At 71.8% G+C, this 12,016-nt stretch carries 11 protein-coding genes; 6 read left to right on the forward strand and 5 right to left on the reverse strand.

From position 1 onward, the window contains the following. Positions 1-43: 43 nt before the first annotated feature. Positions 44-1,123 (reverse strand): ADP-ribosylglycohydrolase family protein, encoded by a 1,080-nt coding sequence (locus ACSYGO_RS36100; RefSeq protein ID WP_460389136.1) that lies wholly within the window; start codon positions 1,121-1,123, stop codon positions 44-46. Positions 1,124-1,426: 303 nt separating this feature from the next. Here ACSYGO_RS36100 and ACSYGO_RS36105 point away from each other — a divergent pair, with 303 nt between their 5' ends. After that, the gene (locus ACSYGO_RS36105) at positions 1,427-2,578 is read left to right on the forward strand and encodes a glycerate kinase (RefSeq protein WP_460389137.1); all 1,152 of its coding nucleotides are present in this window, start codon (positions 1,427-1,429) and stop codon (positions 2,576-2,578) included. 125 nt (positions 2,579-2,703) lie between these two features. On the opposite strand, the gene ACSYGO_RS36110 is transcribed toward ACSYGO_RS36105, so the two are convergent. Further along, entirely contained in the window at positions 2,704-3,915 is a 1,212-nt protein-coding gene (locus tag ACSYGO_RS36110; RefSeq protein ID WP_432175016.1) for a PucR family transcriptional regulator, read from the reverse strand. A 179-nt stretch (positions 3,916-4,094) separates the two neighbouring features. Here ACSYGO_RS36110 and ACSYGO_RS36115 point away from each other — a divergent pair, with 179 nt between their 5' ends. The 5 genes from ACSYGO_RS36115 to ACSYGO_RS36135 all read left to right on the forward strand — a co-directional run bounded on the left by ACSYGO_RS36115 (position 4,095) and on the right by ACSYGO_RS36135 (position 9,082). Further along, positions 4,095-4,898 (forward strand): ABC transporter ATP-binding protein, encoded by an 804-nt coding sequence (locus ACSYGO_RS36115; RefSeq protein ID WP_426680918.1) that lies wholly within the window; start codon positions 4,095-4,097, stop codon positions 4,896-4,898. 75 nt (positions 4,899-4,973) lie between these two features. Next, positions 4,974-5,810, forward strand: coding sequence for an ABC transporter ATP-binding protein (locus ACSYGO_RS36120; protein WP_426680929.1), 837 nt, complete (start codon positions 4,974-4,976; stop codon positions 5,808-5,810). Further along, complete coding sequence (locus ACSYGO_RS36125; RefSeq protein ID WP_426680917.1) at positions 5,807-6,697, forward strand: branched-chain amino acid ABC transporter permease; 891 nt, start codon at positions 5,807-5,809, stop codon at positions 6,695-6,697. The genes ACSYGO_RS36120 and ACSYGO_RS36125 overlap by 4 nt, the downstream gene beginning before the upstream one ends. After that, positions 6,690-7,823, forward strand: coding sequence for a branched-chain amino acid ABC transporter permease (locus tag ACSYGO_RS36130; RefSeq protein WP_432188357.1), 1,134 nt, complete (start codon positions 6,690-6,692; stop codon positions 7,821-7,823). The genes ACSYGO_RS36125 and ACSYGO_RS36130 overlap by 8 nt, the downstream gene beginning before the upstream one ends. Beyond that, positions 7,820-9,082: an ABC transporter substrate-binding protein gene (locus tag ACSYGO_RS36135; protein WP_460389139.1), complete on the forward strand. Its 1,263-nt coding sequence runs from the start codon at positions 7,820-7,822 to the stop codon at positions 9,080-9,082. Before ACSYGO_RS36130 ends, ACSYGO_RS36135 begins: the two co-directional genes overlap by 4 nt. Before the next feature lie 68 nt (positions 9,083-9,150). Here ACSYGO_RS36135 and pssA read toward each other — a convergent pair whose 3' ends face one another. From pssA to ACSYGO_RS36150, 3 genes are all read right to left on the reverse strand, one after another. Continuing rightward, the gene (pssA, locus tag ACSYGO_RS36140) at positions 9,151-9,969 is read right to left on the reverse strand and encodes a CDP-diacylglycerol--serine O-phosphatidyltransferase (RefSeq protein ID WP_028801876.1); all 819 of its coding nucleotides are present in this window, start codon (positions 9,967-9,969) and stop codon (positions 9,151-9,153) included. 22 nt (positions 9,970-9,991) lie between these two features. Beyond that, a complete protein-coding gene (locus ACSYGO_RS36145; RefSeq protein WP_426680914.1) occupies positions 9,992-10,639 on the reverse strand; it encodes a phosphatidylserine decarboxylase in 648 nt (215 codons plus the stop codon). Positions 10,640-10,809: 170 nt separating this feature from the next. After that, positions 10,810-12,015 (reverse strand): acyl-CoA dehydrogenase family protein, encoded by a 1,206-nt coding sequence (locus ACSYGO_RS36150; protein ID WP_028801874.1) that lies wholly within the window; start codon positions 12,013-12,015, stop codon positions 10,810-10,812. Between the last annotated feature and the right edge of the window lies 1 nt (position 12,016).

Here is a 12,016-nt window from a genome sequence, read left to right on the forward strand (position 1 = left end):
CGGGCGTTCGGCCACCGGTCCGGAAGCCCGCCGGCCCAGGGGCTCAGGAACCGTTCCCGGCCTCGGCGAGAGCGACCGTGCGGGACGCGAGCTCACTGATCCGCACCCCGTCGAAGCCGAACACCGCACTGCGCACGGTGTCCTCCAGGGGGGCCTTCCACTGCTCCGGAACCGCGTCCGCCCCGCACAGGACCCCGGCGACCGAGCCCGCCGTCGCGCCGTTCGAGTCGGTGTCCAGGCCGCCGCGGACGGTCAGCGTGATGGTGCGGGTGAAGTCCCCGTCGCCGTAGAGCAGGCCCGCCGTGAGGACCGCTGCGTTGGGGACGGTGTGGATCCAGCCGAGGCCCGCGGTCTCCTCGGCGACCGTGCTGAGCGTGTCCTCCCAGGTCATCCGGGTCTCGTGGAGCGTGAGCACCCGGCGCACCGTGCGGGCGAGCCGGCTGCTCGCGGGGATCACCGTCAGCGCCGTGTCCAGTGCGTGCCGCACGGTCGGCGCCGTGAACGCCGCCGAGACCAGCGCGGCCGCCCACATCGCCCCGTACACACCGTTGCCCGTGTGCGACAGGACGGCGTCCCGGCGGGCCAGAGAGGCGGCGCGGCGCGGCAGGCCCGGGCAGGTCCAGCCGTAGACGTCGGCGCGGATGAGCGCCCCGATCCACTCCTGGTACGGATTGTCGTAGGTGGCCGTCAGCGGCGGTTTCAGACCGTTCGCGAGGTTGCGGTACGCGGCGCGCTCCGCCGTGAACGTCTGCAGATACGGCAGCCGCAGCAGCCACAGGTCGCCCACCTGCTCGGTGCTGAAGGAGAACCCGTGGGTCTCCAGCAGGTCGAGCCCGAGGATCGCGTAGTCCACGTCGTCGTCACGGCAGCTGCCGTGGATACGGCCGCGCACGCAACTCCGCCACTCCGGGCGCAGCGCGAACTCCTCGCCGGTGCCGTCGTTGGCCGGCTCGGGGAGGTAGTCGGTGAGCGGCAGGGCCGCGGCCTGCCGCAGATAGCGGTCGATGCGATCCCGCGTCCAGTGGTCGCCCTGCTCGACCGGCTTGCCGAGCATGTTGCCCGCGATCCGGCCCAGCCAGCCCCCGAGGACGCGGTCCGCGAGCTCAGTGCCCACAGGGGTCATAGCTCCGGTTTACCCAATTACGGGCGGCCGCGCGCGGTGTTCGGCAAGGCTGGTGCCTCCGGGCACCGGATCGCTTCGCCGCGTCGCACGTCCCGGGCCGCCGGACGCCGCCGGGTGCCGGACCCCTTGCGGCGCGGACGGGGCCGTACCGCGGTGATCCACGGATCGGACCGTCGCGGTCCACGGAGCGGGACGGTTCCGGCAGGTGGGCGGGGCATGACGGCGGGGGCTTCCTCCGGTTAAGGTCGCAGCGGCGCGACTGCCTTGACGTGAGCAAGGCCCGGAAAGCAAGGGGAATGCAAGGTGGCGGACGCTGCAGTGAATCGGACCCCGCGTGTGCTCATCGCCGCGGACAAGTTCAAGGGATCGCTGACGGCCGTGCAGGTCGCGGAACGGGTGACGGCCGGACTGCGCCGGGTCGCGCCGCGCGCCGAGGTCGAGGCGCTGCCCGTGGCCGACGGAGGCGACGGCACGGTGGACGCGGCGGTCGCGGCCGGGTTCGAGCGGCGCGAGCTGCGCGTCGCGGGGCCGCTCGGCGACGAGGTGACCGCCGCGTACGCGCTGCGCGGCGACACCGCCGTGGTCGAGATGGCCGAGGCGAGCGGGCTGCAGCGGCTGCCCGCCGGGGTCTTCGCGCCGCTCACCGCGTCGACGTACGGCTCGGGCGAGCTGCTGCGCGCCGCGCTGGACGCCGGTGCGCGCACCATCGTGTTCGGCGTCGGCGGCAGCGCCACGACGGACGGCGGCGCGGGCATGCTGGCCGCGCTGGGCGCGCGCTTCCTGGACGCGGACGGCGAGCCGGTGGCACCCGGTGGCGCGGCGCTGCGCGACGTGGCGAGCGCGGACCTCTCCGCGCTGGACGCCCGGCTGTCCTCGGTCGACTTCGTGCTCGCCAGTGACGTGGACAACCCGCTGACGGGCCCCAAGGGCGCCCCGGCCGTCTACGGCCCCCAGAAGGGTGCGAGCCCCGACGACGTGGCCACCCTCGACGCCGCGCTCGCCCATTTCGCCACGGTCCTGGAGAAGGCGATCGGTGCCCGTGCCGCCGAGTACGCGGCGGCACCCGGCGCCGGTGCGGCGGGCGGCATCGGGTACGGGGCGCTCGTCCTCGGGGCCCGCTTCCGTCCCGGCATCGAGGTCATGCTCGACGTCCTCGGCTTCGCCCCGGCCCTCGACCGCGCCGACCTCGTCGTCACCGGTGAGGGCTCGCTCGACGAGCAGACCCTGCACGGCAAGGCCCCGGCCGGCGTCGCCGCCGCCGCGCGAGCGGCGGGCAAGGAGGTCGTCGCGGTCTGCGGGCGCCTCGCCCTTCCTCCCGAGGCGCTCGGACAGGCGGGCATCAGGCGGGCGTACCCGCTGACGGAGGTCGAGCCCGACGTCGCGAAGTGCATCGCGGACGCCGGCCCCATCCTGGAGCGGGTCGCGGAGAACATCGGGCGGGACTTCCTCGGCTGAGACGCCGTGACGGGGGCGCGGCCGGGGCGGTGCTCTCCAGGTACGGGCGAGGCCGGCCCGCGCCGGAGGGGCGGGATCCCTGGTCCGGGGCGGTGCCAGCCCCGGCCGGAGGGATCCGTGCCGCCTCAGGCCGCCGCCCCGCCCCCGGCCAGCCGGTACGCGTCCAGCGCCAGCGTCATCTCGATCAGGTCCCTGGGCCGGGCCAGGGACCTCGACGTCAGCTGTTCCAGCCGCCGCAGCCGGTTGAAGACCGTGTTGCGATGGCAGTACAGCTGACCTGCCGCCCGGCCCGCGGAGCCTTCGCAGGCCAGCCACACGTCGAGCGTCTCCAGCAGCACCGCCCGGTCCGCCGGGTCCAGCGCCAGCAGCTCGCCGAACACGTCCGACACGAGCTGCCCCGCCAGCTCCGGCTGGCTCACCACCAGCGCCGTCGGCATCCGCCGGTCGAGGCGTACGACATGTGTCGCGTCCGGCGGACAGGTGCGTAACGCCAGCTCGGCCAGCCGCCGCGCCCGGCCCAGCTCGGCGAGGCCCGACACCACGGGACTGATGCCGCCCGGTCCGGCATGGCGTCCGTCCAGCAGCTGCGCCACGGCGTCCAGACCCTGCCCCGGGCCCAGCGCCACCACACCGACCTCGCAGTCCGTCCGCATCCGCCAGATGAAACGCAGCCCCGCTCCCCGCATGGGCCGGGGGAACGCGTCCCGTCCGTCGCGGCGATCGGGACGCAGCACCACCACGGCGTACGGCCCCTGCTCCGGCAGGTCGAGCCCCGCCGCGGCCCGCGCCGCCAGCCCGGGCGCCTCCTTGCCTTCGAGCAGGGCGTCGAGCAGGGCCTGCAACTGCTCGTCGGTTCGGCGCCGCAGCTCCTTCTCGGTCGCGAGGTAGGCCTCGGAGGCGATGGCGGCCTGCGCGTCCACGGCCGCCCACACCATGGTCGCGGACCGCATCAGCACCGCCAGCCGTTCCGGCTCCCGGCTCGCGGCACCCTCCAGCAGGGCGTCCCACACGAGATAGCCCGCGGCACGGTAGGCGTGGACGAGGAGTTCCAGCGGCAGCCCCTGCTGGGCGCGGCGCCGCCCCGCGTCCTCGGCGTGCTCCAGGTCGCGGCGCGGGGAGTCCCGGGGTGCCGAGATCGTCTGGATGCCGATGCGCATCGCCGTCTCCGCCTCCTGCCACTGCTGGTCGTACGGCAGCACCTGCCCGTAGACCGGCGAGTGCTCGGCGAGCTGACGCAGGTGCTCGTCGACGAGCTCGGGCAGTCGCTCCAGCAGCGCCGTACAGGACTCCCCGAGCAGTTTCCAGTCATGACCCGTCCGCGGTCTGCGCCGTCCCATGGCCGGAGGATGCCACCGCGGCACCCTGCCGGACAGGCCCCTGACACGCGGTGTTGTGCGCGCGCACAACCGGCCGACGTCACCTCTGGGCTCCCGCCGCGTTTCGTCCGCACCCCGTGGACGGGCGTCCCCGCCGGTGCTGAGGTGAGCGCCACACCGAGCAAGGAAAGGGAGGTGCCATGGGCGGATCCGCTCTGCTCGTGCGGGATCTGTCGGTCGGATACGGACCCGTGCGCGCGTTGCGCCAGGTGTCGCTGGAGGTGCCCGAAGGCGCCGTGGTGGCGGTTCTCGGCAGCAACGGCGCGGGAAAGTCGACGCTGCTGCGGGCGGTGTGCCGGACCCTCTCCTTCCACGGGGGAGCGGTGACCGGCGGCACGGTCTCGCTGGGCGGGCGCCCACTGGACCGGCTCCCGCCGGAACGCGTGGTCGCCGCCGGAGTGTCCCAAGTCCCGGAGGGACGGCGGGTGTTCGCCCGCATGACGGTCGCGGACAATCTGCGTGCCGGGGCGCTCGGCGGTTCGGGCGGCCGGGCGGAGCGGGCCCGCGCCCTGCGCCGCGTGCACGACCTCTTCCCCGTCCTCGCCGACCGGGCCCAGCAGCGGGCGGGACTGCTGTCGGGCGGCGAGCAGCAGATGCTCGCGGTCGGCCGGGCACTCATGGGCTCCCCGAAGGTGCTGCTCCTCGACGAGCCGTCGCTCGGACTCGCCCCGCTGATGGCCGCCCGGATCGCCGACACCGTGCGCGAGATCAACGAACAGGGCACCTCCGTCCTGCTCGTCGAGCAGAACGCCGCGCTCGCCCTGCGGCTGGCGTCCCGCGCCTACGTCCTGGAGGTGGGGGAGGTGGCCCTCTCCGGCCCCGCGGACACGCTCGCCGCCTCCGACGAGGTGCGCCGCCGCTATCTGGGCGTGACCGACGAGGACGCGGCGGCCGACGTGTCCCGAGCGGGCGGCCTGCCGGCCTTGTCCCGCTGGAAGGGGTGAACAGCACCAGTGGAAACACCTGAAACAGCCGCAACACCCGGCCCCGCCAAGGACCGGCCCTCCTCCGACGCCGCCGTGCCGGGCGACGCCGCCGAAGCGCCCGCACCCGCCGGCACGATCGCCGACGTCCCCCCGCTGCACGTCAGGGACGTCACCGTCCGGTTCGCCGGGCTGACCGCGCTGGACGCGGTCGGCTTCACCGTGCGGCCGGGCACCGTGCACGCCCTCATCGGCCCCAACGGCGCCGGGAAGTCCACGTGCTTCAACGTGCTCTCCGGTGTCTGCCGGCCCGCGTCGGGCAGCGTCCGCTTCGGCGACCACGAGCTCACCGGTCTGCCGCCCCACCGCATCGCGGAGCTGGGCGTGGCCCGGATCTTCCAGAATCTCGCCCTGCCGCCGCACGCCACCGTCGAGGACTCCCTGTTGCTCGGCCGCCACCGGCTGACCCGCACCGGTTTCCTCGCCGCGGGGCTGCGGCTGCCCGCGGCGGCGCGCGAGGAACGGCGACACCGCGAACGTGTCCGCGAGATCGCCGCGTTCGTGGGTCTGGAGGACTGCCTCGACCGGCCCGCCGGTTCACTGCCGTACGGGCAGCAGAAGCTCGCCGAACTCGCCCGGGCGCTGTGCATGGAGCCCCGGATCCTGCTCCTGGACGAACCCGTCGCCGGCATGACCGCCGACGAACGGCGCCGCACCGCCGCGGTCGTCGCGGGCGTCCGCGACAGCCTCGGCATCTCGATCCTGCTGGTGGAACACGACATGGGGGTGGTGATGCGGCTCGCGGACGCGGTGACCGTACTCGACTTCGGGCGCCGGATCGCCGACGGCGCACCCGACGACGTACAGAACGATCCGGCGGTGGTGCGCGCCTATCTGGGCGAGCGCGCCGACGAGGAGGAGAGCGCCTCATGAGCACCTTCGCCGAACTCCTGCTCAACGGCATTTCGCTGGGCTCCGTCTACGCACTCATCGCGCTCGGCTTCGTCGTCATCTTCCGGGCCACCGAGGTCGTGAACTTCGCCCACGCCTCGCTGCTGCTCGCCGGCGGATACGTCACCGCGACCCTCCACGACGACATCGGCTTCTGGCCCGCTCTCCTCGTCGGCATCGCCGGCGCCGCGGTGGTGGGGGCCGCCGTGGAGTTCCTGGTGATGCGCCGTTACCGGGGCTCCGACCACAGCGTCCTCGCCATCGTCACGATCGGCGTCGACATCCTGCTCACCACCGAACTGACCCGGCGCATCGGCACCGACGTGCTGGCGCTCGGCGACCCGTGGGGCGACGCCGTGCTCACCGTCGGGCCGGTCTCGCTCGCCCACACACGGATCGCCGCGTTCGTCGCCGCCGCCCTGCTCATCACCGCCTTCCTGCTGGTCTTCCGCTACACGTCCTGGGGCGTGGCGATGCGCGCGGCGGCGGAGAGCCCGGAGACCGCGGCCCTGATGGGTGTGCGGCTGGGCCGGGTGTCGCTCGGCGCCTGGGCGGTGGCCGGAGGCCTCGCCGCCGTCGCCGCGCTGTTCCTGACCGTCTTCCCCACACCGGGACTGGAACGGGCCACCTCCCTCGCCGCGCTGAAGGCGTTCCCCGCGGCGATCCTCGGCGGCCTCGACTCGACGACGGGCGCGCTGGTCGGCGGGCTGCTCGTCGGCATCACCGAATCCCTCGCCACCGGCTACCAGAGCGACCTCACCTTCCTCGGACGCGGCCTCGGCGACCTCGCGCCCTACCTGGTCATGGTCGCGATCCTGCTCATCCGGCCCGCCGGGCTGTTCGGCACCAAGGAGCTCGCCCGTGTCTGACGTCCTCGCCCGTGACGAGACGACCGGCACCACCCGGCCCGCCGGTCACCGCACCCTTCGGCTGCCCGGTGTCCGGACCTGGGTCCGGGTGGCCGGTGCGGTCCTGCTGCTGGCGCTGCCCTTCTACCTCGACCGCTTCTGGCTCCAGGCCGGGCTGTTCGCGATGGCCGCGGCCATCGGCGCGATCGGCCTCAATCTCCTCACCGGCGCGACCGGGCAGCTCTCCATGGGCCATGCCTTCTTCCTCGCGGTCGGCGCCTACGGCTACTGCGTGTTCGCCGCCGACGGGGGCGACGGGCTGACCGGTCTGGGACTGCCGAGCTGGCTGGCGGCGGTGCTGGCCGTACTGGTCGCGGGTGTCGCCGGAGGCCTGTTCAGCCCGATCGCGGGCCGGCTGCGCGGCGCCTACCTCGGCATCGCCACGCTGGCGCTGATCTTCATCGGCCAGCACGTGCTGTTCAACGCGCGCGACCTGACGGGCGGCTTCAACGGCCGTGACGTACCCCCGCTCAGCCTGTTCGGCCTCACCTTCGACGACCGGGAGGTCGTCGTCGCCGCCGTGCCGTTCGGCTCCGCCGAGAAGCTCTGGTACGCGGGGCTGGTGCTGCTGCTGGGCTGCGCCCTCTTCGCCCGCGGGGTGCTGCGCGGCCGGCCCGGCCGCGCCATGAACGCGATCCGCGACCACCGGATCGCGGCCGGGGTGATGGGGGTGCCGGTGGCCCGCTATCGCGCCGCCGTCTTCGTCCTGTCGTCGATGTACGCGGGTCTGGCGGGGGTCCTGCTCGCCCTGGTCTTCCAGCGGACCGTGCCCGACTACTTCGGGATCACGCTCTCGCTCGACTATCTCGCCATGATCGTCATCGGCGGGCTCGGATCGGTGGCCGGGGCGGTGGTCGGGGCCGTCTTCGTCTCGCTGCTGCCCCAGCTGCTGACCCGCTACAGCGATGCGCTGCCCCTTGTCTCGGACCCCGGGACGGGCGGAATCGCACCGGGCGAGGCAGCCCGGTACCTGTACGGCGCCGCCGTCGTGGCGGTGGTGCTCTTCCTGCCGGGCGGCCTGGTCAGGCTGGCCGCCCGGCGCCGCGTCAGTCCCGGTTCAGGGGCCACTCCAGGGGAGGAACGATGAGAACGACATATACGGCCAGGGTGGCCGCCGGGGCGCTGGCGGCACTGCTCGTGCTGGCCGGCTGCAGCTCCAAGGCCAAGGACGACGACGGGGACAAGCAGTCGGCGGGCGGGGTGAAGACCGGTGACGGGATCTCCGGGAAGACGATCTCCCTCGGAGTGCTCACCGACATGACCGGGGTGTACGCGACCCTCGGCAAGAGCGTCACCCAGGCCCAGCAGCTCTATGTGAAGCAGGTCAACGCCGGCGGCGGGGTCTGCGGCTACAAGCTCGCCCTCACGGTCCGCGACCACAGCTACGACCCCCAGAAGGCCGTCTCCGGGTACACCGAGCTGGCGCCCAAGGTGCTCGGCTTCACGCAGTTCATCGGCTCGCCGTTCGTCGCCGCGGTCAAGCAGCGCATCGACGGCCAGGACAAGGGGCTGGTCCTGCCGCAGGCCTGGTCCGCCACCCTGCTCGGCAGCCCCTACATCCGGGTCATCGGCTCCACGTACGACATCGAGACCATCAACGCCATCGACTTCCTGATGAAGGAGAAGGGCCTCAAGAAGGGCGACAAGATCGGCCACGTGTACTTCGAGGGCGACTACGGCGAGAACGCGCTGGCCGGCTCCAAGTACATGGCGAAGAAGGCGGGGCTCCAGGTCGTCGAGCAGAAGATCAAGCCGACGGACAACGACATGACCGGACAGGTCGCGGCGCTGAAGCAGGCGAAGGTGAAGGCCATCGTGATCAGCGCGGGCCCGCGCCAGGCGGCCTCCCTGGTCGGTGTCGCGGCGGCCGGCAAGTTCCCGGTGCCGATCATCGGCAACAACTCGGCCTTCGCCCCGCAGCTGCTCGCCACCCAGGCGGGTCCCGCCCTGACGGCGAACTACTACGTGGCCTCGCCGTCGCTGCCGATCGGGGCCGACACGCCCCAGGCCAAGAAGCTCGTCGAGGACTACAAGGCCGCCTATCCGAAGGACTCCCTCGACAACGGCGTGGTGGCCGGCTGGACCGCCGCCGCCGCGTTCGGCGAGGCCCTGAAGAAGGCGTGCGCGGCCAAGGACCTCACCCGTGAGGGCGTCGACAAGGCCCTGCTGACCATCAACGCCTTCGACCCGGGCTTCGGCATCACGCAGGACTTCAGCGACCCGAAGTCGGCGTCCTCCAAGCAGAGCGTGATCCTGCGGCCGGACAAGAGCGCGGTGGGCGGCATGAAGGTGGTCCGCGAGGCCGAGGCCTCGTCCGCGGCGGAGGGCTACACGCCCGGCTCGTGACACGCCGCTCCCGCACGCGAAGGGCCCCGAACCATCCGGTTCGGGGCCCTTCGGCGACGTACGGGGTGTTACGGCAGCTGCGCCGCGCGTGCCTCGCGACGGTTGTCCCGGAAGTTGTTCACCCTCCGGGCCGTGGCGAAGAGCGGGATGACCGCGCCCATGACCAGCTGCAGCGCGCAGCCCGTCTGCAGGAGCAGCTGGCCGCTCGGGGCGTCGAACGCCCAGGCCGCCAGGAGACCCATGCTGAGCACGATCCAGGAGAGCATCGCGACCGCGAGGCGGCCCCGCGGCTTCGGGTACTCGACCCGGCTCACCATAAGCCACGCGGTGCCGATGATCGCCATGAGCGTGGCGACGAACGGCAGCTCCAGCAGCACGATGGAGACCACGGTCAGCGCGCCGAACGGCGAGGGCATGCCCTGGAAGGTGCCGTCCTTGACCGTGACGCAGGAGAAGCGCGCGAGGCGGAGGACGACCGCGAGCAGGACCACGATGGCCCCCACCGCCGCCACCCGCTGATGCGCGTCGTCCGCGACCATGCCGTAGACGAGCACGAAGTACGCCGGCGCGAGTCCGAAGCTGATCAGGTCGGACAGGTTGTCCAGTTCCGCGCCCATGGGGGAGGAGCGCAGCTTGCGGGCGACCAGACCGTCGAAGAGGTCGAAGACCGCGGCGCAGAGCATGAGGATGACGGCCGTGGCGGCGCTGTGGCGCGCCATGCCCGTCTCCTGGCTGCCCGTGAGGTGCGGGATCAGGATGCCGGTGGTCGTGAAGTACACCGCCATGAAGCCGCACGTGGCGTTGCCGAGGGTGAGGGTGTCCGCTATTGAGAGGCGGAGCGAGAGCGGCATCTCCTCCTCGTCGTCCACGTCCTCGGCCTCCGGCACCCAGCCGGCCTGTGTCTCAGGATCAATCACGGTCAATTCGAGTCACCCCAGCCACGGTCTTCTGACCGACCTCCACATCGACCTCGACACCTTCGGGGAGGTAGATGTCGACGCGCGAGCCGAAGCGGATCAGACCGATCCGGTCGCCCTGCTCGACCTTGGTGCCCTCGGGGATGTAGGGGACGATGCGACGGGCCACCGCGCCGGCGATCTGGATCATCTCGATGTCACCGAGCTCGGTGTCGAAGTGCCAGACGACGCGTTCGTTGTTCTCGCTCTCCTTGTTGAACGCCGGAACGAACCCGCCGGGGATGTGCTCGACCGACGTGACCGTGCCGGAGAGCGGCGCGCGGTTGACGTGGACGTTGAGCGGGCTCATGAAGATGGCGACGCGGGTGCGCCCGTCCTTCCACGGCATGATGCTCTGCACCACACCGTCGGCGGGCGAGATGACGCGGCCCTGGGTGATCTCGCGCTCGGGGTCGCGGAAGAACCACAGCATGCCCGCCGCGAGCGCGGTGGCGGGTACGGCCACGGCCTTGGCGGCGCCGGAGCGGCGCGCGCGGGCCAGGCTGAGTGCTGCGGTGGCCACGGTCGGGAGGAGCCACGGCGATGCTCCGCGCGCGAGGCGGACCCGGCCGCGTTGTGCAGAGGTTTGGCTGTGGGGCATGGATGACCTTCGTAGCGGATGATGCCGCGCTGGAACGGGGGACGGCGGCTTTCCGGCGATCGTACCGGTCGCGGGCCGCAACTGGGCAAGCCAGGAAGCCGAGTCGGCGGCCGAAGAGTGTTGACGGGGTGTGATCTTCTTCGCGAAGAAAACACCCCGAATCACGACATCTAGCCCTGGAGTCGATACTCTTCGAGCAACCTGCGCCCGATGATCATTTTCTGGATTTCGGCGGTACCTTCACCGATCAGCAGCATCGGAGCCTCGCGGTAGAGGCGCTCGATCTCGTACTCCTTGGAGAAGCCGTAGCCGCCGTGGATCCGGAATGCATCCTCCACGACCTCCTTGCAGTACTCGGAGGCGAGGTACTTCGCCATCCCCGCTTCGAGGTCGTTTCGTTCCCCGGAGTCCTTTTTGCGTGCCGCGTTCACCATCATGGCATGGGCCGCCTCGACCTTGGTAGCCATCTCGGCCAGCTTGAACTGGATGGCCTGGTGCTGGGCGATCGCCTTGCCGAAAGTGTGACGCTGCTGGGCATAGGAGACACCCAGCTCGAAGGCGCGCTGCGCGACGCCGCAGCCACGGGCCGCGACGTTGACGCGCCCGACCTCGACTCCGTCCATCATTTGGTAAAACCCTCGGCCGGTCGTCCCGCCGAGTACACGATTGGCCGGAATGCGCAGTCCGTCCATGATGAGCTCGGTCGTGTCGACGCCCTTGTAGCCCATCTTGTCGATCTTCCCGGGAATCGTCAGACCGGGACGGACCTCGCCGAAGCCGGGCTCCTTCTCCACCAGGAACGTCGTCATCGACTTGTGCGGCGCCGTGCCCTCGGGGTGTCCTTCGTCACTTCGCACGAGGACGGCCACCAGGGTCGACGAGCCACCGTTCGTCAGCCACATCTTCTGACCGTTCAGGACGTACTCGTCGCCGTCCTTGACCGCCTTCGACGTGATCGCCGAGACGTCCGAGCCGAGACCCGGCTCCGACATCGAGAACGCGCCGCGCACCTCGCCCAGCGCCATCCGCGGCAGGAAGTGGTCCTTCTGCTCCTGCGTGCCGTGCTGCTTGAGCATGTACGCCACGATGAAGTGCGTGTTGATGATGCCGGACACGGACATCCAGCCGCGGGCGATCTCCTCCACGCACAGCGCGTACGTGAGCAGGGACTCGCCCAGGCCGCCGTACTCCTCCGGGATCATCAGGCCGAACAGGCCCAGTTCCTTGAGGCCGTCGACGATCTGCTGCGGGTACTCGTCGCGGTGCTCCAGCTCGGTGGCGACCGGAATGATCTCCTTGTCCACGAAGTCGCGGACGGTGGAGAGGATCTCCTGCTGGATGTCGGTCAGACCGGCGGTCTGGGCGAGTCGCGCCATG

This window comes from Streptomyces krungchingensis (assembly GCF_054729265.1).